We start from the raw sequence: 26,183 nt of genomic DNA, 5'->3' as shown, positions 1-26,183 counted from the left end.
TATTGATTAAATCACGAACAATTTAATTAGGGAGGTCCACTATGCACCGTATTTTAATTGCCAACCGAGGCGAAATTGCGACCCGAATTATTCGGGCAACGCATGAACTCGGAAAAACAGCTGTAGCAATTTATGCTAAAGCGGATGAATTTTCTATGCATCGCTTTAAAGCAGATGAAGCTTACCAAGTTGGTGAAGATAGTGATCCAATTGGAGCATATTTAAATATTGATGACATTATTCGTATTGCAAAAGAAAATAATATTGATGCAATTCACCCCGGCTATGGATTTTTGTCGGAAAATGCTGTATTTGCGCGAGCAGTTGAAGCAGCTGGGATTAAGTTCATTGGACCTCGACCCGAATTACTAGAAATGTTTGGTGATAAATTACAAGCTAAAAATGCAGCCATTAAGGCCGGTGTACCAACTATTCCGGGAACGGAAAAACCAGTTAAAGATGTCGATGACGCGCTAAATTTTGCAGAGCAATTTGGCTATCCTATATTTGTTAAGTCAGCGGCAGGTGGCGGCGGAAAAGGGATGCGGATTGTACATCATCAACAAGAGATGCGCGAAGCATTTAAGATGGCTCAGTCAGAAGCTTCTTCGTCTTTTGGTGACGATGAGATTTACCTAGAACGTTACTTAGTTGATCCAATCCATATTGAGGTTCAAGTAGTCGCGGATGAACACGGTGAGATGGTTCATTTGTATGAACGAAATTCATCGATTCAGCGACGCCATCAAAAAATCATTGAATTTGCTCCAGCGGTGGGAATTTCTGCCACCGTCCGTGATCAAATAAGAAAAGCTGCTTTAAAATTATTGAAGTCGGTCAATTATAGTAACGCTGCAACCATTGAGTTTTTGGTAGAAGGTAATCAATTTTACTTTATGGAAGTGAATCCACGAATTCAGGTTGAACATACAGTTACCGAAGAAGTCACGGGAATCGATATTGTGCAAACCCAAATTAAGGTTGCTGAAGGTCAAAGATTACACGAAGAAATCGGTGTTCCTCAACAAGCCCAAATTGAAGCTGTGGGAGTGGCAATTCAAGCCCGAATTACCACTGAAGATCCAATGAATAACTTTATTCCAGATGTCGGTAGAATCCAGACATATCGTTCACCTGGTGGAACAGGTGTGAGATTGGATGCTGGAAATGCCTTTGCTGGAGCCATTGTAACTCCGCATTATGACTCACTTCTGACCAAGGCAATTGTCCATGCGCCAACTTTTGACGAAGCCTTGGTAAAGATGGATCGGGTGCTCAATGAATTTGTAATTGCTGGGGTTAAAACTAATATTCCATTTTTAAAGAAATTAATTCATCATCCTATTTTTAGATCGGAATTAGCTCCGACAACCTTTGTGGATGAGACACCAGAACTCTTTGATTTAAAAGCTGAAACCCCGGTAGTTACTCAACTTTTGAATTACATTGCTAATACTACCATCAATGGTTATCCAGGCTTAGAAAAGCAGAATCCAGTAGTGTTAACTCGGCCAGTCCGTCCACATTTTGAAGCACAAGTACCGCATGAAAATGCGAAACAGATCTTGGATAGTAAGGGACCTGATGCCATGATCAATTGGCTGTTAAAACAAAAGCAGGTCTTGCTAACCGATACGACCATGCGGGATGCCCACCAATCATTATTTGCTACGCGAATGCGGACCAAAGACATGGTAGAAATTGCCGATCAAGTCCAGAAAGGTCTGCCTAACCTATTTTCAGCTGAAGTTTGGGGCGGTGCGACCTTTGATGTTGCTTATCGGTTCCTAGGTGAGGATCCATGGGTAAGACTCCAACAATTGCGGGCTAAAATGCCAAATACGATGCTCCAAATGCTTTTACGTGGGTCAAATGCAGTAGGGTATCAAAATTATCCAGACAACGCCATTGACGAATTTATTCGATTGGCTGCCAAAAATGGAATTGATGTTTTCCGAATCTTTGATTCCCTTAATTGGGTTCCACAGCTTGAAGAATCTATCCAACGGGTGCGTGATAATGGAAAAGTGGCTGAAGCAGCCATGGCATATACTGGAGATATTTTAGATACTAATCGTACTAAATATAATTTGAAATATTATGTGGATTTGGCTCAAGAACTCCAAGCAGCAGGTGCTCATATTATTGGAATCAAAGATATGTCAGGAATTTTAAAACCACAAGCTGCTTATGCATTAATTTCAGAGTTAAAAAATCATCTGGATGTGCCAATTCATTTGCATACGCACGATACTACAGGCAACGGTATTTTCTTATATTCTGAAGCAATACGAGCTGGAGTTGATGTGGTCGACGTTGCCACTTCTGCGCTAGCGGGAACGACTTCTCAGCCCTCAATGCAATCTCTTTACTATGCGTTGTCTAATAACCAGCGTCAACCAGATTTAGACATTCAAAAAGCGGAAAAACTAGATGAATATTGGGCTGGAATTCGACCATATTACGAAGGATTTGGCACCCAATTAAATGGACCACAAACTGAAATTTATCGAATTGAAATGCCTGGTGGACAGTATACCAACCTGCGCCAGCAAGCTAATGCAGTTCATTTGGGGAAGCGTTGGGATGAGATTAAGGAAATGTACGCAACCGTCAATCAAATGTTTGGCGATATTCCAAAGGTTACGCCTTCTTCTAAAGTAGTTGGCGATATGGCACTATTCATGGTCCAAAATGATTTGACGCCCGAAATGGTAATGAACGATAAGGGACAATTAAGTTTTCCTGAATCAGTGGTAAACTTTTTCCGTGGTGATTTAGGACAACCGGCGGGTGGTTTTCCAAAACAGCTTCAAAAGGTGATTCTAAAAGGGCAAACCCCATTGATAGTACGACCAGGAGCTTTAGCTGATCCAGTTGATTTTGATCAAGTTCGTAAACAGGCAACTAAGGTTTTAGGTCACCAAGCAAGTGATGAAGAAGTTATGTCGTTTATTATGTATCCAGATGTGATGACCGAATACATTCAACGTCAAAATGAATATGGTCCAGTACCATTACTAGATACTCCAATCTTTTTCCAAGGAATGCATATTGGTCAACGCATTGATTTACAATTGGGACGCGGAAAATCGGTCATTATTGTCCTTCGAGAAATTAGTGAAGCAGATGAGGCGGGCCAAAGGTCACTTTTCTTTGATATAAATGGACAAAGTGAAGAAGTGATTGTTTATGATGTTAATGCGCAGGTAACGAAAGCAAAGAAGATTAAAGCTGATCCTACTAAAGCCGAACAGATTGGAGCTACTATGGCGGGCTCGGTCATTGAAGTTCAAGTAGAAGCTGGCCAAAAGGTCCAGCAAGGTGATAACTTAATTGTCACTGAGGCGATGAAAATGGAGACCGCGTTAAGAGCACCTTTCGACGCAACCATTAAGAAGATTTATGCTACCCCTGAAATGCAAATCGAGACGGGGGATTTATTGATTGAACTAGAAAAGGAGTAATCTGATGGAATTTTCGAAGCGGGCTAATCAAGTTAGTCCATCAGCAACATTAGCAGTTTCAACTGAGGCAAAAAAAATGCAGGCGGCCGGCATCGACGTTGTTAATTTGAGTACGGGAGAACCGGATTTTGCTACTCCTAAGGCGATTATTAAAGCGGCGATGGCAAGTATGCAATCTGGTAAAGCAAGTTATTACACACCAGTCGGAGGGCTCCCAGAACTTCGCCAAGCAGTTGCTACGCACATTAAAGCCGATACAGGTTATGATGCCAAAATGGAACAAGTGGCAGTAACGGTAGGGGCTAAAATGGGGCTGTTCGAAACTTTCCAAGCTTTATTGAATGAAGGCGATGAAGTCATGATCGTTGCCCCATTCTGGGTTAGTTATGAGGAACAGGTGAAATTGGCCGGGGGTTCGGTAATTGCCATCCATCCTCAAGCTAGTGACTTGAAAACTACTCCTTCAGAATTAAGTCGTTTTAAAACAGCCAACACAAAATTGTTAATTTTAAATACGCCTCAAAATCCCTCGGGATTGGTATATTTAGAAGAAGAAACACGGGCGATTGCACAATGGGCGGTCGATAACAACGTAATATTAGTTGCAGATGAGATTTACGGTAAATTAGTTTACAATGGGGCAAAATTCAGTTCAGTTATGAGTATGGGGAATGAAATTGTTAATAATACCATTTTAATCGATGGGGTTTCAAAAGCGTATGCAATGACTGGATGGCGAATTGGATATGTTGTAGCTGCTCCGCAAATTATTCGAAAAATATTGGCTTTACAAGGTCATATGACATCAAATCCGACAGCGGTAGCGCAGTATGCCGCTCTGGAAGCTTTGCGTGGAGACCAAAAGCCAGTGGAAGAGATGCGATTGGCATTTGAAAAAAGATTGAACCAAACTTTTGATTTAATGCAAACAATCTCCGGTTTTAGTTTTGATCATAAGCCAGAAGGGGCTTTCTATTTATTTCCGAATGTTACTGAAGCTATGAAAATTAAAGGATATGCCACATCTACGGACTTGGCGATGGCTTTACTAAAGGAAGCTCATGTAGCCGTTGTCGCCGGTGAAGAGTTTGGGATGCCGGGACATATTCGGCTTTCGTATGCGACGAGCCAAACATTATTGAGTGAAGCAGTAAGGCGAATTAAAGCGTTTATGAAATAATATATAAAAACGATGTTAATTTATGATTTTTACGTGCATAAATTAACATCGTTTTTTCATAGTAGCGGTAGGATGATAGTCGTCCAAAACCAAGATATGGGCATAACTACAATCATAATTGGAATCATGTCGGCCGTTGGAAACATTTTGATTTGAACAATTCTAAAACCACTGGCTAGCATAAGAATTCCCCCAGCAGCTTTGAAATCAAGTAACATAGCAGGGGTAGTCAGTGGATAAATTAGGTGGGCCAAGAAAAATAGTAGCATTAAAATCAAAAATTGAGGGACGGCAATTAACGCCACCACATATCCCAGATTTGCTGCAAAAATTATTGCAGTAAAAAAATCAAGAATTGATTTTGAAATTAAGATGGTAGCGTCCCCATTCATACCCTCAGTTAATGAACCATAAATCCCAGTCCCACTGGCACAAAAGAGGACAATAATCGTTATCAAAGTTGCGTCAAAAGTTTCTTGGTCTAACATCATTGGTGAAGAAACAAAACGTGAAATAAATTTTTGCATCCATTCTGCTCCATGTTTAATATAATCTCCAAAGTGAAGTAAAGTTCCTATACCAGTTCCGATAATGATTGCAAATATGACTGCAGCTAGATTTTGCATAGGGGCAATTGTATAAATTCCCATGGTTATTGAAGCGATACTAAAGGCCATATTTAAATTGTTCCGGAAGACGGTAGACATTTTTCGACCACCTAGAGCACCTAAAAAACCGCCTAAAAAAATTGAAAAAACATTTACTATTATACCAATTGGCACCAAAATCCCCCCTTTATATCGATTAAGTACTTATTTTGGAGCTGACAAGGTATTATTCTACAGTTCATAAAAGTAAGGAACAATTCAAATATTGTGGTAAGATATTCCAAATAAGAATAGATGGAAGATATGTAATGGATACTAAAAAATTAGCGACATTTTATAATTTAGCACAGACTAAGAATTATAGTAAAACAGCAGAAGAAATTTTTTTAACGCAAGCTACAGTTTCTAAGCATATTATGGCGTTAGAAAAAGAATGGGGCATAAAACTTTTTTCAAGAAAACATCGAAAAGTAACGTTGACCCAAGAGGCTTTAAACGTATTGTCAGATGTAAGGGAGATTTTAGATAAAGAACAACAATTGAAGCAAAAAATTGACGCTTTGAAAAATAATCCTAAAGGTACGCTAGTGGTTAAGGGAATCCCCTCAATTTCGCAATACTCAGCATTTGATACGATTACGCAATTCACCAAGCAATATCCAGAGATTAATTTGAAATTTAGTGAAGCTGGAACGGATTCCTTGTTAAATGAACTTAATCATGATGGAACAGATATTGTTTTTACAAGGATATTTAGTCCGGTCAGTGAAAAATACGACGTAATTGTGAATGAATCCGATTATTTTGTTGCATTAGTGCCTAAAAATAACCCCTTGTCTCGGTTTGAAAAGATCCAAGTTCAGGATCTTAGAAACGAATCTTTTTTGGTATTAGAAGGAACGATTTCTGGTACAAATCCAATTATTCCAATTTTAAAAAAGCCTAATGTACAACCACGAATAATGTATGAGGGCCAAAGGATTGATTTGATTTTGGAAATGTTGAATGAAGGAATGGGTGTTTCTGTTGTTATGGATAAATCATTTGATCTAACAAACTATCCTAATATTGCAGTAATTCCAATCATACCTAAAAAAAGCAGCCAATTAGCTTTTATAAAACGAAAGGGAGACATGGTACCAGTTGTAAATTTGTTCTGGGAGTTTGCTAGAAACCGAACATAGAACTTACTTTTGATAAGTGTTAACATATAACCTACTAGATCAATCTTAAAGTAAGAGGAAAATTACGAGGTATTTTTAATGAAAGCAATTACGATTAGCGCATATGGTAATGTTGACCAACTTCACGAAGAGGAGTTAGATATTCCTCGAATCGCAAACGATGAGGTCTTGGTGAAAATTAAAGCAACCAGTATCAATCCGATTGACTGGAAGGCTCGAATGGGATTTTTGAAGCAAATGTACGATTGGCAATTCCCAGTTGTTTTAGGATGGGATCTTTCCGGAGTAATTACCCAAGTCGGTAAAGATGTTAAGCATTTTAAAGTTGGAGATGAAGTCTTTGCTAGACCCGATATTTACGAAGATGGGACGAAAGGGACATATGCAGAATACGCGGCAGTTAAGGAAGATAAATTAGCATTAAAGCCTAGCAATGTTTCGTTTGAAGCAGCAGCTGCAATTCCATTAGCTGGACTGACTGCATGGCAGGTGATTGTAGATCGGTTAAAGGTTAAAAAGGGTGATAAAGTTTTAATTCAAGCAGGAGCTGGTGGAGTCGGGATTTTCGCCATTCAAATTGCTAAACATTTAGGAGCCTATGTAGCCACAACGGCTAGCGCCAAAAATGCAGAATTTTTAACTAATTTAGGGGCAGATGAAGTCATTGACTACCACGAACACCAAATTGGGGAAGTCCTTAATCAGTATGATGCTGTTTTTGATACAGTTGATGATTTAGAAGCGGGACTAGCAATTTTGAAACCAACTGGGAAATTGGTCACTATCGCGGGTCGCCCAACCCAAGCCCAACAGGACGCTCAACCTTCAGCAACTTCTTGGTGGCTCCAACCAAATGGCAAACAACTGGCTGAACTAGGTGATTTAGTGGCTGAGGGCGAGGTCAAAGTAATTATTGATAGTACATTTCCACTTACTGAAGATGGGTTACGAGCGGCTCACGAACGCAGTCAAACTAACCATGCTAGAGGAAAAATTGTTATCAATGTGGAATAGAAAATGAAAATGTAAAAAGTCATGACATTGTTGCTTGTGTCATGATTTTTTTAGTTTAAAATAAAGTTATAGTAATGATGGAAACGCTTTAACCGAAACTAGGATAGCGTTGAAAGGAAGCACATAATGGGACTATTGATGTTAGGATTGGTTGCGGGTGCGGTAGTACCCTTTCAAACGGCGGTTAATTCACGATTAAGAACGTATGTTATTTCACCATTCGTATCGTCTTTGATTTCTTTTATGGTGGGAACCATCTTTTTGATAGTAATCATTGTTTTAAGCGGTGGACAGCTCTTATTAACTAATGCGCAATTACATGCCATTCCATGGTGGATGTATCTCGGTGGTGTTTTGGGGATGATTGGATTAACAACTAATATTCTTTTATTCCCCATTTTAGGTAGTGTTCAAACGGTGATCATGCCCGTTTTAGGTCAAATTATGATGAGTATGATAATTGATAACTATGGCATGTTTGGCACCACACGCCATCCACTTTCGTTAATGCGAATGGTCGGAGTTCTACTATTGATTGTGGGGGTATTAATTGTGGTCCTCTTACCAGAATATTTAGCACGGAATTCTATGAAAAGACCCCCTGAACAACGGGTTAAGTGGAAATGGTTATGGCAAATTTTCGGCGTGCTTGTGGGCGGAATGCTCGCAATTCAAGCAGCATTAAATGGACGATTAGGTGGATTATTACAGGCCCCTATTCACGCTGCTTTAATATCATTTTTTATTGGAACAATAATGTTATTCCTGGTAGCTGTATTCCAAGGAACTTTAAAAAATATCCGGCTAGTTGTTCAACAGAAAACACCTTGGTGGGTTTGGATTGGCGGTTTTTTTGGAGCAGCTTATATCTTTTTAAATGCATATTTGGTACCACAGATTGGAACTGGAACGGTAGTAGTGCTAGTTTTACTGGGACAAATTATCAGTAGTTTAAATATTGATCAGTTTGGCTTATTAGGATCGATGAAATCGAGCATCTCAGTTGCTAAGATTGCGGGCTTAATCATTATGATTGCTGGAGTAGGATTAATTGAAGTAATGTAAACAAAAAACTCGACGGTTATTCGTCGAGTTTTTGTGATTTATGAGGAGTGATGTTAAATGATTTTTGAAAACTAAATTGATCAGGCTTAATTTGGGTAATTAAATTGGATACTTTACCAATACTAATTAAGTGTAGTTGATGCATGGCTCTGGAAGCTATCGTATATAAAGTTCCTCGCCACAAACGACCAGGAAAATTAGCTTCGGAAACATTATAGGCAATTACGGAATCAAACTCTAATCCTTTAGCTAAATAAATGGGTAAAACGACAATACCTTTGGGTAAGGAACGGTCGCCATCGTTTAATAAGCTCGGTTTTAATTCGTGAAGCAAGGTTGCTACGTGCTCACTTTCAGCCATGTTCTTAGTTAAAATAGCGATGGTACCATACTGCTGTAATTCATCCCGGCAAAGATTGGTCATATCGACTACGGCTTGTTGTTCATTATCAGCAATGATTACTTTAGGTAAATCTCCTTCACGACTAAAAGCTTGAATTTTATGACCATCAGGTAGAAGTGCCGCGGCAAAATTAGTGATTTGGGCGGTCGAGCGATAACTACGATTTAAGGTAATTAAATTAGCTCGCTTAACATGAAAAGCCTGCTTTAGTTTTGCTAATAGAATTTGTGGTTCGGTAACATCTTTGAACAGGGTCTGCTCACTATCACCTAGTAAGGTGAATTTAGCGCGAGGAAAAGCATGTTTTAGGTACATTAATTGTGCAACTGAGTAGTCCTGCATTTCATCAACGAATACATATTGGAATTTACGATTAGTACCACTTCCAGTAATCAAATCACGGAGAAGCATCATGGGTGCCGCATCTTCCAAATGAATCTGATGAAGTTCAATTGCATCAGTGAAAGCTTTAGCAACTTTTTGCCAATCGAAGTCACCTAAGTCGATTTGACTCAAAAAGTCCGCGTATTGAGAATAGGAATCGATGAAATAATTATTAAAGATAGCGTCATCGATAATTTGGAATTCTTTATCAACTATTTGGCGACCGATAAAATGATTTTCCTCATCATATGATTTAAAGTGACGCGTCCCCACTAATTCATGATATTTTTCGTCGCTAATTTGGTCGATTTGATTTTGAACCCAATCCTGTTTAATTTCCTGATTAACTCGTTTTTGAAGAAGTTTGATTAGCGCATTTTTAGTTTTTAAAAGACGTTCTTTATTGCTCATACTAAGAGGAAAGGTTTCAAAGATAGCTTGAATTTGTTCTTTAGAAAAGAAAATTTCGCCGCGGTAATTAATATTGGTAAATTTAATTTCTTTAGCAGAAAGTTGTTTTTCATAAGCTTGAATTAATTCAATAAAATCCTGACTTTCTTTAAAGTCAATGAGGTTTTGCTCGTATTCAGTGAGTTGGTGTTGATTTTCAAAACGGTCAAATAACGTTTGGACCTGCATGCCTTCCAAACGGCGGCTGAAAAATTCGGCTAAGGTTAGTTGACGCATGTTTCGTTCCCCTAAACTAGGTAAAACGTCCGAAATATAACGGCTATACAACTTATTAGGAGAAAAAAGTACAATTTCATCAGCATTTAATGAAGTTCGGCTATGATATAAAAGAAAGGCGATACGTTGTAGGATAGCAGAGGTTTTACCACTACCAGCCACGCCCTGAACGACTAGAAGATCACTATAAACATCGCGGATTATGTCGTTTTGTTCCTTTTGGATAGTAGCGACGATATTACGCATGTATTCGTCATTTTGTTCGCCTAAAGCTTGTTGAAGAAGCTCGTCGCCAACCGTTTCGTTAGTGTCGAACATATGTTGAATTTCACCATGATTGATAGTGAATTGACGTTTTTTAATGAGTTCAGTTTCCATCATGCCCGCTGGGGTATCATATTTAACTTTTCCCAGAGTACCATTGTAGTAAATGCTTGAAATAGGAGCACGCCAATCGTAAATTAGGAAATTACCATCCCGATCAGCAAAAGACGAAATTCCAATGTAAAGTGATTCAATATCAGGTTCATCAGCATCTTTAATATCAATTCGCCCAAAGTAGGGTGATTTTTGAAGATCGCTTAATTCATCAATTTGGCGTTTTAAAATTGCTTCATTCTCGACAGCTCGAGCTACCAGCCCTTTTTGCTGTTGGATTTCAGCGTGGGTTTCGATGCGGTCATCGGCCTCAATCAAGTTAACCTTTGCATTTTGTGAGTAATTTCTTTCAACCTGGCTAGTTTCTTGATGGGCTTTATGATATAAATCTTCTGTATGTTGTTTTTGTTCGTCGATTTTTTCAATGACTTCCGTAACTCGTTGCTGTTCTTGTTGTTGTTCGTCCAAATCAGCCACCTCCTTGATTTTAATGCTTGAATAATTCTAGGTGGAGGAAGAATGAAAGTCAACCGAAAGACCAGCTTGTGAGATAAAGTTAAACTTATTTTGACAAGGCTAACGTTTCTAATTTAAAATGAAAGCAGTAGTTAACCACTAACAGAGAGAGACAGTTGTTGAGAAGTCTCATGGAAGGCGAAATGGATTGATGTTTAACAGGGCGAAATCCCTTATCTTTCACTAGAGCGGTGGCTTTATAATGGAGTCACAAGTTAGGTGGTACCGCGATTTTTCGTCCTATTATTCATTTTTGAATAGTAGGATTTTTTATATCTGGAGGAAATTATGACATCTAAAAAAATTATTTTAACTGGTGACCGTCCCACAGGAAAACTTCATATCGGACACTATGTTGGTTCACTTAAAAACCGCGTTCAACTTCAAAATACAGGTGATTATGAAACTTTCATCATGATTGCTGATATGCAGGCTTTAACTGATAATGCCCGTGATCCTGAAAAAATCCGTAATAGTCTAATCCAAGTTGCTTTAGACTATTTAGCAGTTGGCATTGATCCAGCTAAATCGACGATCTTTGTGCAGTCACAGATTCCAGCACTAAGTGAATTGACTCAACATTATATGAACTTGGTTAGTGTAGCTCGTTTGGAACGGAATCCAACCGTTAAAACTGAAATTAAACAAAAGGCATTTGGGCAAAGTATTCCAGCTGGTTTCTTTACTTATCCGATTAGTCAAGCTGCCGATATTACAGCCTTTAAAGCAGATACTGTACCAGTAGGGGATGACCAAGAACCCATGCTAGAACAGACGCGTGAAATTGTACGTTCTTTCAACAATATCTACCAAAAAGAAGTGCTAGTTGAACCAGAAGGATATTTCCCACCTAAAGGAATGGGACGAATTCCTGGATTAGACGGAAATGCAAAGATGTCTAAATCATTGGGTAATGCTATTTATTTGGCAGATGACGAAGAAACTATCCAAAAGAAAGTTATGTCAATGTATACTGATCCTCAACATATTCGGGTAGAAGATCCTGGCCATATTGAAGGTAATACCGTATTTACTTACCTAGACATCTTTGATCCTGATAAGCAAAAAGTCCAAGAACTTAAAGATCAGTATCAAGCTGGTGGATTAGGAGACGTTAAAATTAAACGTTACTTAAATGAAGTTCTCCAAAACGAATTACGCCCAATTCGCGAGCGTCGGGAAAAGTATGAAGCAGATGTTGACGCTGTATACCAAATTCTAAAAGACGGTAGTGACAAGGCTAACGCGGTCGCAGAACAGACTTTAAAGGAAGTTCGAGATGCCATTGGAATTAACTATTTTGATCACCGACTTTAATCGTAAAAGCCATGCTTCTAAAAGAAGTGTGGTTTTTTATTAAGGATTAATGTAAACGTTTGTTTTTATTTTAGTTGACAGGCGAGATGAGCTCCTTTTCTAATTTAGGTAATGGTAAAATAAAAAAGGAATATTTCAATTTAAATGAGGACACCAGGATGAAAAATTTGGTAATAGTAGATTTAGGATCAAACTCCGCTCGAATGGCAATTAATTCGATTGCTGATGATGGAACCTTTCGAGAAATTAAGCGAGTTAAAGAAGATTCACGAATTTCAGAAGGAATGGGGCGCGAGCGCCTTTTACGTCCCCAAGCAATGAATCGTACCATTGCAGCCCTACGTCGATTTAAAGAAATTTATGAAGAATATCCTAATACAGAAGTTAGAGGGATTACGACAGCAGCTGTTAGAATGGCACGAAATCAGAACGATTTTTTAAATCGCGTTAAGCAAGAAACTGGAATTAAATTACACGTCTTGTCTGGCGACGATGAGGCCTATTACGATTATTTAGGTGTAATCAATTCCTTGGAAGTTAAGGATTGTTTGATACTTGATACTGGTGGTGCCAGCTGTGAGCTAATTGACGTCCATAATGGAAAAGCACGAAATATGATCAGTATTCCGATTGGCGCTGTGTCTTTATCAGAACGGTTCCGCTTAACGGACGTAGTTAGAGCCGATAATTTATTTGCCGCTGAAATTTTTGTAAATAAGCAACTACGAGATGTTTGGTGGATTATGGATGCTTTCAATAAACCCATTGTTCTTTTAGGCGGAGCTAATCGGACATTGGCCCGAATGAATCGTCGTCACCAAAAAATTTCCAGAATTAATAATATCCACGGCTATCGGCTCAAAACTGAATCGGTTAACCGAACCTTCAAATCGTTAATTACGCGGAATTTAGAAGCTCGTAAAAAAATGTCTGGGCTTGAAACTACGCGTGCAGATATTATCGTTGGTGGAATGTTACCATTGGTGATGTTATTACAAATGATTGACGCTGATCGAGTAATTTTTTCTGAAAGTGGCGTTCGGGAAGGAATCATTTCGGAGTACATCAATTTTAGAAAAGAGGAATAGTTTTAATGATAGAAGGCTACCACAAATTAACGCGTCAACAGCAACTCGAGCAATTAGCGCAGGAAACTGACGTTGATTTGTCTGAACTAACTGAATTAGCTACGGACTCAATTCATCAACAACAAATTGAAAATTATCTGACTGATTTTAATTTACCAGAAGGAATCGCAGTTAATTTAGTAGTTAACGGTCAAGCTTATGTAGTTCCCATGGTAACCGAAGAACCGTCAGTAATAGCGGCGGCTAGTTATGGAGCTAAAATGGTCCAGCGAGCCGGAGGATTTTCGGCGAATAGTAGACGGATAATGTTGGGCCAGTTATTAATTAGCAGTGCGCAACCAGCCCCCATAATCGATTATGTAAAAAAACAAAAATCACATTTATTGAAGGTCGCTAATGCAGCCCACCCTTCGATGCAAGCTCGTGGAGGTGGCGCAAAAAATCTACGCATTCGTCAGTTAACCGCCACGAAACTGTCAGTTGATTTAATGGTTGATACGCGCGAAGCCATGGGAGCGAATACGATTAATTCCATGGTAGAGGCTGTTAAGAAAGATTTAGTAACACAACAAATCGATGTTGATATGGCAATATTATCTAATTTAGCTGACCAAGCTCTGACAGAAGTTACGTGTCAAATTCCAGTCAACCAACTGGGAGTAGAAGTGGCTAAAAAGATTAGTTTAGCTAGTGATTATGCACAAATTGACCCATATCGGGCAGCAACGCACAATAAGGGGATTATGAATGGAATTGATGCGGTTGTAATGGCGTCTGGTAACGATTGGCGAGCCATCGAGAGCGGAGCCCACGCTTATGCTGCTCAAAATGGTCAATATCAAGGACTTAGTACGTGGGATGTAGTTGGTGATCAACTAGTTGGCAGAATGGAATTACCATTACCAGTGGCAACCGTTGGTGGTTCGATTGGGATTAATACTCAAGCTCAGCTGAACTTAAAATTAATGCAAATTAAGAACGCTAAACAATTGGCGGAAGTAATTGCTTCGATTGGTTTAGCTCAGAATCTGGCCGCTTTACGAGCTATTGTGTCAGAGGGAATTCAATCAGGGCATATGCGACTACAAGCTAAATCACTTTTAATAGAACATGGAGCGACTCAAGCAGAGCTAGGAGATGCGGTTAACCGATTAGTCCAAGCTGAAAGAATTGATGCCAAAAATGCCCAACAAATTATTAAACAGCTAAGAAAGAAGGATAATGATGAGCAAAGTTGAAGTAAATGATACAGTAAAATCGCTTCTTGAAGAAGTTAATGCAAGTTTTCCAGGAGAAGTACGGATTGGTTTTGGGGAAGAACAGGCCGGTTTTGTGCGTCACGACCAAGCTCAGCAATTTGTTGAAGAAGGTAAGATGTTAATCAAGGTCAATGATATTACAGCGCCTAATTACACTGCTTCCCATGAGTTAATTCACATGTTAATGATTTTGAAAGGTTTTCCACAACTTTATTTCCAATTATCAACAGGGGAAAAAGATACGGACAATCAATTGATGTTTTTGATTACTGAGCTTTACGATGTAATCGCCCACGAAGTTGTCGTCAAAGAACAGCGTCGGCATTATTTAATCGATGATGAGGTGGAAGAAGCTTTCTTTAAGGGGATTGAGGATGCCGTAGAGGCTGAGGATGCTGGTAAAGTTGACGGATTTAGTACTATTCGTCTAATAATGATGATGGATGCCATTACGTTTTATGGAAATGGTTTAGCGAACTTTGAAACGCGGTTGATGGATGCTTTTCCAACAACCTACCAAGCTGCTAAAAAAATTATGCAAGAACTTGACCAACGGACCATCAGTAATCCGTTTGATTTCCGTCGAAAAGTAGTCAAAGCTTTCGAATTAATTGATACTCAATTAAAAGAATGGGATTTACCAGAAATTCATGCGATGGAATTTGCGACATTGGGAAGTGTATTTAGTGAACGTCAACTTCGTTTATCAGTTAAACAATTATTCCAAATCTTCCATTCAGATTTACATGAAAAAGCTCAAGATACACGCGGATTTGTTGGATTAGGAATTAGCGACCAACAAAACGCCTTTGTGGTACCAACACCTAAAGACATGCCAAGTGACGAATACTTCCGTGAACTATATGCAAAGAATGTTAAAGACTTCTTTGAAGAAATGAAGATGCCTTATACTATTAGATAAAATAAAAATCCTGGACTAAAGTAATTTTAGTTACAGGATTTTTTGTTAGTTATGAAATTGCGATTAATCTTTCTAAACTAGACAGGTTTTCATGAAAGGCATGTTTAGCAATAGGGGCCAAGAGAGTCAACGGTAGTTTTGTTAAAGTCTCGTCCACTAATAAAGTTTGTTCGACCAAGGTTTTGTCGTCTTTGTTAGTTAAATCAAAGTGTAATTCATATTCTAAACGTCCACCAGTGCTAGTGTAAATGATAGAGTTATCCTGACTAGTAACCGAAATTTTTTCAAAATTATTTAATGCAGATGAGGAACGTGAGATTAAAAAATAATCGTCCTTAGGTGATACAGAGTTAATGTCAGGTACCCATTTGGAAAGATTTTGTGGACTTTTTAAAATTGTGGATAATCTTTCTAGATTTGATTGGATGAAGATAGTATTAATAAATAATTTTTTCAAAGTAAAAACCTCCTTTATTTGGTAACTTAAGCATAGAAGGTTGGATAATTTTTGAAAAATAAGAGTTCTTATATTTTGAAATCCTGATAGGGACGTTCATTAAATAATTCTGTAAAAATTTTAGAACGTTGGGTGGCTTCATTTTGGAGATTAAGGTTGTTAGTTTTAGAAGCTACTTTAGCAAGTAAATAATACAAATTTGCTAACATGTAATGTGAATCATGATTTGTAATAAAACTGAGCCCATTTTCGATTGTATGTGTGCATTCTAAAAAATTCTGTTGATGATAGGCATTAAAAGCTTGTAAATAAAATAAAATATTTAGATTTGGATGGTAAATATTATCTTGAAGATTTTTGAGAGACTGCTGTAAATATACATCACCTGATGAAGAAGTATGTAAATTTAAAATTAAACCCAACGTACCTAAACATAAACGCCTAAGGACGCTTTGTTTAGAAGACTCTGAAGCAAGTGCCAATTTTAAATGTTGAACTGCATGTGTTACATCAAGTTTAAGTTGAAATTCTGAAATTGCTAAATAATAGTAATATGATTGAATTTGTGAAGGAGTGGTTAATGAATTTAAAGTTGAATCTTGGTGGAGTAGTTCAAATAATAGTTGATATTGGTGTTGGTTACATAAAAAATTTAATTTTTGGTTCAGTTTTTTATCATTACTGATTGCATAATTTTCAGCAAGGTTTAGCTGTTCTAAACTGATCGAAAGACGTTGGCAAAGAGCAATTATCAGTTGAGCATTTGGAATGTATTTATTATGCTCTAGAGATGAAAGCATAGCTTGAGAGCAAATACCATCAGCAACCGCTTTTTGAGTTAGTCCTTGTGATTGACGTGTTTGTTTTAAAATATTACCAATTGTGATTTTCATCTTAATAACCCCAATCAAAATAAAAACCAGATGCCAGTTCAATGCATCCAGTTAAAAGTAAGAATTACCTTTCAGGCATTACCATCATGGCTACAATGTAGAGGATTAACCCTGGGAAAAAACCGGTAAAGAGGGTTACGGCAGTGTAAATAATTCGTAAGAGCGTTGTATCAAAATCGTACGCTTCAGCGAATCCACCAATCACACCTGAAAGAACTTTATCGTTTCTGGATTTATACAATTTGTTTCTCATAATTCCCACCCCTTTTCGTTTGCTCTCATTATATAACAGTTCGTGGATTAAAGGGAATTATGACGAATCAATCTAGATAGGAGAGCTATTAAATGGTAGAATTGAAATTACTTATGTACTTATACTATGGAGATTTTAAATACTATGAATGAAAAAGGATGGAATCGAACAGCTAATATTGCTGGAATTCTCTCATTAGTTTCAATTGGGTTATTCTTATTTAAATTATTAACAGGTAGCATTAATTTTTGGACAATTTTATTTTTCTCGTTAATTGTGGCAGGAGCGGTTTCCTACGCACTAATCCATATGCTATTAAATGTTCGTAAATTAACGCCTGCTGAAGAATCGGTAGTCAATCAAGTTTCTGATACAAAAGAATTTGTGGGCTTCTTTTTTAGTACTTTGATAATGCTAGCATCAGGTATTGGATTTGAATTTTTTAGTGGAAAACCTTCTGGAAAGGTAGCAGGGACTTTCTTGTTCGTCTATACGGTTATTGCCGCCTTAGTTAAGGTTTATGATATCTATCGTTTGACCATTGCAAAGCAAAAGCATGTCCAATTGGTTAATACTTTTGCATATCGGCGTCTATCCCAGGCTGAAAAAATTGGATTGGTGATATTTTTAATTGGATTACTTGGAATGTTACTAGTACCACCCATGATCTTATTATGTTACTTAGGCTTGATGGTTTTCTTAATCCGTTTAGTATCTAATCGAGTGGAAGGCCGCATCATTGATTTGTTTTTAATGCGTGTTAACATTGCTATGATTATTATTTCAGCAATATTAGTGTTTTTTAAATAAAAATAAATTAGACTGGAATCAAATCAGATGATTTGAATTTCAGTTTTTTTAATTAATGGGGGGATTTTATGATTCAGATTGGACTAAGTACTTGGGCCGATCATCCAACTTTATCGGCTGAAGGTAAACCTAAATCAACGCTAGAAGAATATGTAGGCCACTTTCCGATTGTGGAAGTGGACAGTTCTTTTTATGCGATTCCATCGTTGTCCAATGTCGTCAATTGGCAACATCAAGTCCCAGATAATTTTAAATTCATCTTTAAAGCTTCTCGGGTTATGACCCTCCACGACGGCGTTGATGGGGATGAATATTTAACACCAGAACGACGAATAGAATTTACTAATTTTAAAAAGGTAATGCAGCCTTTAATCCAAAATGGACAGTTGGAATCTGTATTATTCCAATTTCCACCTTCGTTTCGATGTGATTTGACTAATATCCGCTACTTATTTGAAATTCGCCAAATGATGGATCGAATTCCGATTAGTGTTGAGTTCAGAAACCCCAGTTGGTTCACAGAGGCAGTCGAAGAGGACACTTTATCATATTTGGAGCGCCTTAAAATGATAAATGTAATTGTCGATGAGCCGTTTGACGGCAACCAAGGGATGCCTTTGGTACTTCAAGTGACTAGTGCTAAAAAAGCCATGTTTCGTTTGCACGGACGTAATGCTCAGGGATGGTTTACGAGTGGCAAAGAATGGCGGAAAGAACGCACTAATTATCGTTATTCTACGGATGAATTAACGGAGTTAGCACAGTGGGTTAAGGCAGTATCTGAACGAGTTGAAGAAGTAACCGTTATCTTCAATAATAATGGAAACCATGATGCTGTCGATAATGCGAAAGAGTTGCAAAAAATCTTAGGAATTCGCTTTGAGGGTCTAGGCCCAGTTCAGATGGATTTGTTTTGATTAATAAATCGTTATTTTCGTTAAAGAGACGGGTTTTTGACGCTATAAAATATGATACAATTACAATTAATTAACTTGACTAGAATAGAGGAACCATAATGGCAGAAAATAACACATACTATATTACTACGCCGATTTATTACCCATCGGGAAAACTTCATATCGGTAATTCTTATACAACAATTGCTTGTGATGCTGAAGCTCGCTTTCAACGTTTAGAAGGAAAGGACGTTTTCTTCTTAACTGGAACAGACGAACACGGTTTAAAAATCGAACAAAAAGCTGAAGCTTTAAACACTACTCCTAAAGCATATGTTGACGGCATGGCAGAGGATATCAAAAAACTTTGGGATTTACTTGAAATTACTAATGATAAGTTCATCCGTACCACAGATGATTATCATGAAAAAGCTGTTCAAAAGATTTTTCAAAAATTATTAGATCAAGGCGATATCTACCTTGGTGAATACGAAGGTTGGTATTCAGTTTCTGATGAAGAATACTTTACTGAATCTCAATTAGCTGAAGTTTACCGTGATGCTGACGGCAACGTAACTGGTGGAAAGGCTCCTTCTGGAAACGAAGTCGAATTAGTTAAGGAAGAATCTTACTTCTTTAAGATGAGCAAATATGCCGATTGGTTATTAGATTACTACCAAACTCATCCTAATTTTATTCAACCGGCAAGCCGAATGAATGAAATGATTAATAACTTTATCAAACCTGGTCTAGAAGATCTTGCGGTTACACGAACTGGTTTTAAGTGGGGAGTTCCAATTAAAAATGATCCTAAACATGTCATTTACGTGTGGATTGATGCGTTGTCTAACTATATTACCGCATTGGGTTATAGCAGTGACGAAGATGGTAACTTTAAGAAATTCTGGCCTGCCAATGTTCATATGGTTGGAAAAGAAATTGTCCGTTTTCATACAATTTACTGGCCAATTATGTTGCACGCCTTAGGCCTCGAACAACCCGACCAAATTTATGGTCACGGTTGGTTATTGATGAAGGACAGTAAAATGTCTAAGTCAAAGGGTAATGTTATTTACCCTGAAACGATTGTTAAAAACTATGGTTTGGATGCTTTACGCTACTACTTATTGAAAGCTATGCCTTACGGAAATGATGGTAACTTTACTCCGGAAGATTTTATTTCAAAAATTAACTTTGATTTAGCTAATGATTTAGGTAATCTTTTGAATCGTACGGTAGCGATGATTAACAAGTATGAAGGCGGCGTTATTCCAACTTTCCAAAGTGGCGTTAATAACGTTGATGTAGATTTGGAAACCACAGCTGCTACGACAATTAAGAACTATGAAGACTTAATGAACAACCTTCATTTTGCAGATGCTTTAGCTGAAATTTGGAAATTAGTTGCGCGTACAAACAAGTATATTGATGAAACTACGCCTTGGATTCTTGCACGGAATGATGACGACGAATCTAAACAAAAATTAGCAAGTGTCATGAATCATTTGGCTGAAAGTTTGCGTGTAATTGCAATTTTGATCCAACCGATGATGACTCAGTCGCCAGCTAAAATCTTTGCACAATTGGGCTTGGATGTTAATCAACTTGAACTTCAAGGTTTGAAGTTTGGTGAAATTCCTGCTGATACAAAGGTTGTGGAAAAGGGAACTCCAATTTTCCCTCGTTTGGATGTTGAAAAAGAAGTTGAGTTCCTTAAAAACCAAATGACTCAATCAGACAAGAAAAAAGGGCGTGCTGCAATGGCTGAAGCTAACCAGAAAAAGGCCGAAGCTGTGGCAACAGACCAGAAAAAAGAAATTCGGATCGAAGCTTTTGATAAGGTAGAACTTCGAGTAGCTGAAGTTCTTGAAGCAGGTCCAGTAAAGGGTGCTGACAAGTTATTGAAGTTTAAGTTAGATGCTGGTGATGAAGAACCACGCCAAATTCTTTCGGGAATTGCTCAATCATATCCTGATCCAAGCGTTTTAGTAGGTAAAAAAGTTGTGATTGTTGCTAACTTGAAACCACGTAAGATGCGTGGGGAAATGAGTCAAGGAATGATTTTATCAACTGAACATGACGACCAAGTAAAAGTCGTGATGGTCGACGACCAACACCAAAACGGCGATGTTTTAGGTTAAAAAGATTTAACACAATGGGACTGGTGATGAAACAGGTGTTTTGTCCCAGCCCTTTTTATATTCAAGGAGGCAAAAATGCATATTTTTGATTCACACACGCATTTAAATGATGATGCTTTTTGGGGCAACGAACAAAAGTATATTGAGCATGCCCAAAAACTAGGTGTCATAGCGACTGCTCAAGTTGGTTCCAATACGGTCCTAAATGAACGAGCTATTCAGTTAGCCGAAAAATATCCTCATACCTATGCCATTGTGGGGTGGCATCCAGAGGACGCTAAAGATTTTCACGAAGCTGAACGAATAAAACTATTAGAACAGCTCCAAAACCCGAAAGTGGTAGCCTTGGGTGAAATTGGATTGGATTACCATTGGGATACTTCGCCTCAAAAGGTTCAGCGTCAAGTTTTTGAAGAACAACTTCAAATAGCTATCGAGCAAAATTTACCAATTTCAATTCACAATCGGGATGCTACAGAAGATACTTATGCGATTTTAAAAAATGCTGGTGTGGATAAAATCAAGGGAGTTATGCATAGTTTTAATGGCGATGTGGAATGGATGGAAAAGTTCTTGGATATCGGGCTTAACATTTCATTTAGTGGAGTGGCAAGTTTCAAAAAAACTAAAATAGTCCATGAGGCAGTTCGCCAAGTGCCTTTAGATCGCATTATGGTTGAAACTGACGCTCCATATCTAGCGCCAGAACCGCTCCGTGGAAAACAAAATGAACCGGCTTTTTCACTATATGTTCTGGAGGCCTTAGCTCGGCATCGCGATATGGCACCTGATCAATTAGCCGAAATAACTTTTGATAATACTTGTAAATTATATGGGATTAAAAATGAAGAAAATTAAAGAAGTCATTGTAGTAGAAGGAAAAGATGATACTAAAAGAATCAACCTAGCTGTCAACGCTGATACCTTGGAAACTAGGGGATCAGCGTTATCTGATGAAACCATCGAACAAATTCGCCAATTGCAAGAGAGTCGCGGAGTAATTGTGTTTACAGATCCAGATTTCTCTGGCGAAAAGATTCGTAAAACTATTTCAGCCGAAGTTCCTAACGTCAAGCATGCTTTTTTGAAACGAAAAGATGCTGTTCCAGATCATAAGGGAAGCTTAGGAGTCGAACATGCCACTCCGGAGGTAATTCGCCAATCACTTGAGCATCTTTATACGGAAGATGAGGATGCTGCACCGCAAATTACTCAGAGTGATTTGATTGATGCTGGATTAATTGCGGGTTCAGCGGCAAAACAACGGCGAATTCGTTTGGGAGATTTACTAGGGATTGGATACGTAAATGCCAAACAACTACCTAAAAGGTTACAACTGTTCCAAGTTGAAAAATCAGATTTTAATCATGCTGTAGAACAAATTAATGGAGGAATTAATGAATAATCAAATGGATATTGGTAATCCAACTCGAACTCGAGCTATCTTGGAAAAATATGGATTATCAGCTAAGAAAAGTCTAGGACAAAACTTTCTGACTGACCCTAACGTACTTTTAAATATTGTGGATGCTGCGGAAGTATCTCCTGAGGATGACGTAATTGAAGTTGGACCCGGAATTGGTAGTTTAACTGAACAAATTGCCAAACGTGCTCATCATGTCTTAGCATTTGAAATTGATCGTAATTTAATGAACGTCCTATATGAAACCCTTAGCCCTTACGATAATATCACGGTGGTTAATCAAGACGTTTTAAAAGCAAATGTAAACGAAGAAGTCGAAAATCATTTAGACGGAAAACGTCGTTTGAAATTGGTAGCTAACTTACCGTATTACATTACAACCCCCATTTTAAAGACATTTATGGCTAGTACTCTGCCCATCGATAAAATGGTTGTTATGATGCAAAAAGAGGTCGCAGAACGCCTTACAGCCCAACCTGGCGATAAGGAATATGGTTCCTTATCAGTAGTGGTTCAATATCGAATGAATACGCAAATTGAATTTGATGTTTCTTCTAAGGTATTTGTGCCGCGTCCTAAGGTCGATTCAGCCATCGTGAGCCTTACGCCTCGTGCTGACTGGGAAGTAATGCCAGAAGACGACAAAGACTTCTTTAAGACGGTTCACGGATGCTTTATGCACCGTCGTAAAAATATTTGGAACAATATGCAGGGACTTTATGGTAAAGAACCGGAAATCAAAGCTAAAATCCAAAATGTTTTGGATGATTTAGGTATTGATCCACAAGTGCGACCAGAGCGATTAACCGTGCTGGATTTCATTAAATTGCATAATCGGATTCAAATTGAAGGCCTTAAACGAAAATAATCCGTTTTCATGGGCTTGAAGCATAAAAAAATGAAATGTAAAGCGTTGATATTAAATTGTACGTGTGGTAAAATTGCAAACTTTGTGAAACTATGATAGAATGTTTCACATGGGAAGGTGAAGTTAATGCCAAACACACTAGCTACAATTAAGGATAAGCTCGATGGTCGCATCGGGGAAGAATTACTGGTGGTTGCTCAAATCGGACGTAAAAAGATTACTAAGCGTCGTGGCCGCCTGCATATGACATATCCAGCCGTTTTCGTAGTAGATTTGGATCAAGACGAGAACTCCTTCGAACGTGTGTCATACAGTTACACGGATATTTTGACAAGAAACATCGAAGTTAACTTTGATGATGAAATCGACCAAGCTGAGCTGTCAATTGAGCTTGATGATGATGACGTTGAAGAATTTGATGAAGACTAATATCTAATTAAATTGGCGATAGTTGGGGCATTTAAGCTTTTATGACTATTAGCCTTTTTTATTTTTACCATTTTTTAGTATAATTTAGGTTAAAAGCAAACGAAACAGGTGAAGTAGATGGAAATCACCGAGAAAGCTCCAGCCAAGTTAAACCTATTTTTGGATACGCCGTTTAATCATCCTGATGGATTACCAGAATGGAACATGATTATGACCTCGGTCGATTTAGCGGATTATGTAAAAATCGAAAGTATTCCTGGTAAAATGGGAATTAAAGTTCGAACGAATACCGGTTTTTTACCTAACGATAGTCGTAATTTGGCGTATCAAGCTGCCCGGATTTTACAAGAAAAATATCACGTACGTGCCAAAGTAATTATAGAAATACGTAAACACATTCCGGTTGCAGCTGGATTAGGCGGAGGTTCGTCTGATGCTGCTGCCGTTTTACGAGGATTAAATAAACTATGGAATCTTGAGCTTAGCTTAGAAGTATTAGCTAAAATTGGTTTAGAAATTGATTCCGATGTACCATTTTGTGTGTATAGCCGGACGGCACATGTTTTGGGAAAAGGTGAAAAAGTAATTCCTTTAAAAAAATTACCTCCTATGTGGGTGGTGATTGCCAAACCGAAACTTAGTGTGTCGACGCCGTATATCCTTAGTAAAATCGAACACAAAGAGCTCCAACATTCTAATATCGAATCAATTTTAGATGCAATTGAGCGTGAAGATTATACAGACATTTGTCGTTATATGGGCAATGTTTTAGAGCAAGTAACCGGAAAAGAACATCCGGAAGTTTTAAAAATTAAAAATCGAATTAAACAATACGGGGCAGATGCAGCTCAAATGAGTGGGACTGGGCCAACGGTATTTGGGGTTGCGTCAAAATCAAGCCGAGCCAAGCATATCGTAAATAGCTTGAAGGGCTTTTGTCATGAAGTATATTTAGTTCGAATTTTGTGAGGTATATAATAATGGCTAATCATGAAGCAACAAAACAGAAGATCATCGATGCACTATTTGAGTTGTTAAAAGATAATGACTTAGCCAGTATATCGGTAAGTAATATTTGTCAAACGGCGTCGGTATCTAGAATGTCGTATTACCGAAGCTTTAAAACTAAAGATCAGATTATTGATTATAAAATAGATCAAATTTTTACTGACTTCTTTAACTATCTGATGGTACGTCCTAATCATGATATTGGGACCTTTTTAGAAGCGTTTTTCTCAATCTGTCGGCGGAATGCTTCGTATATTGAAGCCCTAATTCATGCTGATTTAAATGATCGCTTGTATGATAAACTAAACTTTTATTTAACAGATTTAATTGAACAAGGAATCTTTAAACTTCGGACGGATATCCCAGTGATGTGGGTTAATTTTGTGGCTGGAGGACTAAACCAAATGGTTGTACAATGGATAAAAGATGGACTTGTGCAGACTAACCAAGAAATGGTAATGGTGGCTCACCGCTTCTTAAGATAATTTTAAATGAAAAGAGCGGGGACTCGCTTTTTTCTAAGGCATTATTGGTAGCGCTATCTTAAAAAATTTATTATAATGATAACAGAAACGTATAGAGGAGTAATGGATATGCTTGAATATAAGAAGATTTTAGTGCCAGTTGAAGGCTCTCCTAAGGGCGAATTAGCTTTGAAAAAAGCGATTTTTGTGGCGAAGCGTAACCATGCTCACTTAGATATTTTAACTGTAATTCAATCTTCACGGTTTTTAGATGTGTACGGACATATGGGCAGTAACATGGATTATGTTGAAGTATCCCTTCGTAGAGCTAAAGAGTATGTTGAAGATTTGAAGGACCAAATCAAACGTAAATATGATTTTGAAGATGTTGAGGTATATGTGGAAGCTGGCGATCCTAAGGCCATTATCGCTACAGAGATGCCTGAAAAACTGGGAACAGATTTGATTATGATGGGGGCAACGGGGTTGAACGCGTTCCAACGAGCAATGATTGGTTCGGTAGCGGACTATGTTACAAGAGTTGCATTGATGGATGTTTTATTAGTTCGAACCGAGCTTGATAATCTACCATATTCAAAATGATAATAGGGATTAGCATGGAGGGAAAATCATGAGTTCAAGAGAATTTAATCCGAAAAGATTTAGTAAGATTTTGGTGGGGGTAGACGACTCCCCTGATGCGCAGTTGGCATTCCGTTTTGCAATGAATCGTGCTAAACAGGATGATTCTGAGTTAGATTTGGTTACGGTAATTGAAGAAAATGACATTAATATTTACCAAGCTTTAGATAAAAATTTCATTACGCAAAAGCGAACTGAATTGGAAAAACATCTCCAAAACTATCGAAAAATTGCCTTGGAATTTGGCATTAAAAAAGTACAAACATACATAGCAGAAGGCGAAGCCGGGGAAACTATTGTAAAAAATGTGATTCCTAGTGTTGATCCGGACTTGTTAGTAATCGGTTCATCCTCTAAAACAGGGATGGCCAAATATTTTGGTTCTCAAGCTTCGTATATGGCTAAACATGCCCCAATTTCTGTCTTA

General features: G+C 38.0%; 25 protein-coding genes. 20 read left to right on the top strand and 5 right to left on the bottom strand.

Annotation, left to right across the window (positions count from 1 at the left end):
* Positions 1 to 41 precede the first annotated feature (41 nt).
* Both IV86_RS08105 and IV86_RS08100 read left to right on the top strand, forming a co-directional pair.
* Positions 42 to 3,467: a pyruvate carboxylase gene (locus IV86_RS08105; protein WP_056979532.1), complete on the top strand. Its 3,426-nt coding sequence runs from the start codon at positions 42 to 44 to the stop codon at positions 3,465 to 3,467.
* Between the two features lie 4 nt (positions 3,468 to 3,471).
* Entirely contained in the window at positions 3,472 to 4,647 is a 1,176-nt protein-coding gene (locus IV86_RS08100; RefSeq protein ID WP_002832665.1) for a pyridoxal phosphate-dependent aminotransferase, read from the top strand.
* A gap of 56 nt (positions 4,648 to 4,703) precedes the next feature.
* Here IV86_RS08100 and IV86_RS08095 read toward each other — a convergent pair whose 3' ends face one another.
* Positions 4,704 to 5,429 carry a DUF554 domain-containing protein gene (locus tag IV86_RS08095; RefSeq protein WP_036672801.1) on the bottom strand — a complete coding sequence of 242 codons (726 nt, stop codon included), beginning with the start codon at positions 5,427 to 5,429 and terminating at the stop codon, positions 4,704 to 4,706.
* A gap of 134 nt (positions 5,430 to 5,563) precedes the next feature.
* Between IV86_RS08095 and IV86_RS08090 the strand changes: the two genes are divergently transcribed.
* The 3 genes from IV86_RS08090 to IV86_RS08080 all read left to right on the top strand — a co-directional run bounded on the left by IV86_RS08090 (position 5,564) and on the right by IV86_RS08080 (position 8,518).
* Positions 5,564 to 6,439, top strand: a complete 876-nt coding sequence (locus IV86_RS08090) for a LysR family transcriptional regulator (protein ID WP_002832667.1) — start codon at positions 5,564 to 5,566, stop codon at positions 6,437 to 6,439.
* Positions 6,440 to 6,517: 78 nt separating this feature from the next.
* Positions 6,518 to 7,453: an NADP-dependent oxidoreductase gene (locus tag IV86_RS08085; protein ID WP_002832668.1), complete on the top strand. Its 936-nt coding sequence runs from the start codon at positions 6,518 to 6,520 to the stop codon at positions 7,451 to 7,453.
* Between the two features lie 126 nt (positions 7,454 to 7,579).
* On the top strand, positions 7,580 to 8,518 hold the full coding sequence (locus tag IV86_RS08080) for a DMT family transporter (protein WP_056979531.1): 939 nt from the start codon (positions 7,580 to 7,582) through the stop codon (positions 8,516 to 8,518).
* Between the two features lie 16 nt (positions 8,519 to 8,534).
* Here IV86_RS08080 and helD read toward each other — a convergent pair whose 3' ends face one another.
* Entirely contained in the window at positions 8,535 to 10,838 is a 2,304-nt protein-coding gene (gene helD, locus IV86_RS08075; protein ID WP_002832670.1) for an RNA polymerase recycling motor HelD, read from the bottom strand.
* 336 nt (positions 10,839 to 11,174) lie between these two features.
* Between helD and trpS the strand changes: the two genes are divergently transcribed.
* The 4 genes from trpS (at position 11,175) to IV86_RS08055 (ending at position 15,472) form a co-directional block, all read left to right on the top strand.
* Entirely contained in the window at positions 11,175 to 12,203 is a 1,029-nt protein-coding gene (gene trpS, locus IV86_RS08070; protein ID WP_056979530.1) for a tryptophan--tRNA ligase, read from the top strand.
* Between the two features lie 158 nt (positions 12,204 to 12,361).
* Positions 12,362 to 13,291 (top strand): Ppx/GppA family phosphatase, encoded by a 930-nt coding sequence (locus tag IV86_RS08065; protein WP_002832672.1) that lies wholly within the window; start codon positions 12,362 to 12,364, stop codon positions 13,289 to 13,291.
* A gap of 5 nt (positions 13,292 to 13,296) precedes the next feature.
* Positions 13,297 to 14,529: a hydroxymethylglutaryl-CoA reductase, degradative gene (locus IV86_RS08060; protein WP_002832673.1), complete on the top strand. Its 1,233-nt coding sequence runs from the start codon at positions 13,297 to 13,299 to the stop codon at positions 14,527 to 14,529.
* Positions 14,513 to 15,472, top strand: a complete 960-nt coding sequence (locus tag IV86_RS08055) for an IpaB/EvcA family protein (protein WP_230491266.1) — start codon at positions 14,513 to 14,515, stop codon at positions 15,470 to 15,472. The genes IV86_RS08060 and IV86_RS08055 overlap by 17 nt, the downstream gene beginning before the upstream one ends.
* A 49-nt stretch (positions 15,473 to 15,521) precedes the next feature.
* Here IV86_RS08055 and IV86_RS08050 read toward each other — a convergent pair whose 3' ends face one another.
* The 3 genes from IV86_RS08050 to IV86_RS08040 all read right to left on the bottom strand — a co-directional run bounded on the left by IV86_RS08050 (position 15,522) and on the right by IV86_RS08040 (position 17,075).
* Positions 15,522 to 15,929, bottom strand: coding sequence for a hypothetical protein (locus IV86_RS08050; RefSeq protein ID WP_002832675.1), 408 nt, complete (start codon positions 15,927 to 15,929; stop codon positions 15,522 to 15,524).
* 68 nt (positions 15,930 to 15,997) lie between these two features.
* On the bottom strand, positions 15,998 to 16,822 hold the full coding sequence (locus IV86_RS08045; RefSeq protein ID WP_002832676.1) for a helix-turn-helix transcriptional regulator: 825 nt from the start codon (positions 16,820 to 16,822) through the stop codon (positions 15,998 to 16,000).
* Positions 16,823 to 16,886: 64 nt separating this feature from the next.
* Positions 16,887 to 17,075: a PspC domain-containing protein gene (locus IV86_RS08040; protein ID WP_002832677.1), complete on the bottom strand. Its 189-nt coding sequence runs from the start codon at positions 17,073 to 17,075 to the stop codon at positions 16,887 to 16,889.
* 144 nt (positions 17,076 to 17,219) lie between these two features.
* Between IV86_RS08040 and IV86_RS08035 the strand changes: the two genes are divergently transcribed.
* The 11 genes from IV86_RS08035 to IV86_RS07985 all read left to right on the top strand — a co-directional run.
* Positions 17,220 to 17,885 carry a hypothetical protein gene (locus tag IV86_RS08035; RefSeq protein ID WP_036672805.1) on the top strand — a complete coding sequence of 222 codons (666 nt, stop codon included), beginning with the start codon at positions 17,220 to 17,222 and terminating at the stop codon, positions 17,883 to 17,885.
* A gap of 68 nt (positions 17,886 to 17,953) precedes the next feature.
* Positions 17,954 to 18,802 (top strand): DUF72 domain-containing protein, encoded by an 849-nt coding sequence (locus tag IV86_RS08030; protein WP_002832679.1) that lies wholly within the window; start codon positions 17,954 to 17,956, stop codon positions 18,800 to 18,802.
* Between the two features lie 98 nt (positions 18,803 to 18,900).
* Entirely contained in the window at positions 18,901 to 20,922 is a 2,022-nt protein-coding gene (gene metG, locus IV86_RS08025) for a methionine--tRNA ligase (RefSeq protein WP_002832680.1), read from the top strand.
* Between the two features lie 75 nt (positions 20,923 to 20,997).
* Positions 20,998 to 21,780 (top strand): TatD family hydrolase, encoded by a 783-nt coding sequence (locus tag IV86_RS08020; RefSeq protein WP_002832681.1) that lies wholly within the window; start codon positions 20,998 to 21,000, stop codon positions 21,778 to 21,780.
* On the top strand, positions 21,767 to 22,327 hold the full coding sequence (rnmV, locus tag IV86_RS08015; protein ID WP_002832682.1) for a ribonuclease M5: 561 nt from the start codon (positions 21,767 to 21,769) through the stop codon (positions 22,325 to 22,327). Before IV86_RS08020 ends, rnmV begins: the two co-directional genes overlap by 14 nt.
* Positions 22,320 to 23,213 (top strand): 16S rRNA (adenine(1518)-N(6)/adenine(1519)-N(6))-dimethyltransferase RsmA, encoded by an 894-nt coding sequence (gene rsmA, locus IV86_RS08010; protein WP_002832685.1) that lies wholly within the window; start codon positions 22,320 to 22,322, stop codon positions 23,211 to 23,213. Before rnmV ends, rsmA begins: the two co-directional genes overlap by 8 nt.
* A 126-nt stretch (positions 23,214 to 23,339) precedes the next feature.
* Positions 23,340 to 23,642, top strand: coding sequence for a Veg family protein (locus IV86_RS08005; protein WP_002832686.1), 303 nt, complete (start codon positions 23,340 to 23,342; stop codon positions 23,640 to 23,642).
* Positions 23,643 to 23,759: 117 nt separating this feature from the next.
* The gene (gene ispE, locus IV86_RS08000) at positions 23,760 to 24,611 is read left to right on the top strand and encodes a 4-(cytidine 5'-diphospho)-2-C-methyl-D-erythritol kinase (protein ID WP_002832687.1); all 852 of its coding nucleotides are present in this window, start codon (positions 23,760 to 23,762) and stop codon (positions 24,609 to 24,611) included.
* An 11-nt stretch (positions 24,612 to 24,622) separates the two neighbouring features.
* A complete protein-coding gene (locus IV86_RS07995; RefSeq protein ID WP_002832688.1) occupies positions 24,623 to 25,135 on the top strand; it encodes a TetR/AcrR family transcriptional regulator in 513 nt (170 codons plus the stop codon).
* Positions 25,136 to 25,243: 108 nt separating this feature from the next.
* A complete protein-coding gene (locus IV86_RS07990; protein ID WP_002832689.1) occupies positions 25,244 to 25,717 on the top strand; it encodes a universal stress protein in 474 nt (157 codons plus the stop codon).
* Between the two features lie 28 nt (positions 25,718 to 25,745).
* On the top strand, positions 25,746 to 26,183 hold a 438-nt coding region (locus tag IV86_RS07985), incomplete at its 3' end, for a universal stress protein (protein ID WP_056979529.1).

The sequence above is a fragment of the Pediococcus pentosaceus genome (genome assembly GCF_001437285.1).
GTDB lineage: Bacteria > Bacillota > Bacilli > Lactobacillales > Lactobacillaceae > Pediococcus > Pediococcus pentosaceus.
This window is presented reverse-complemented; position numbering and strand designations above follow the sequence as displayed.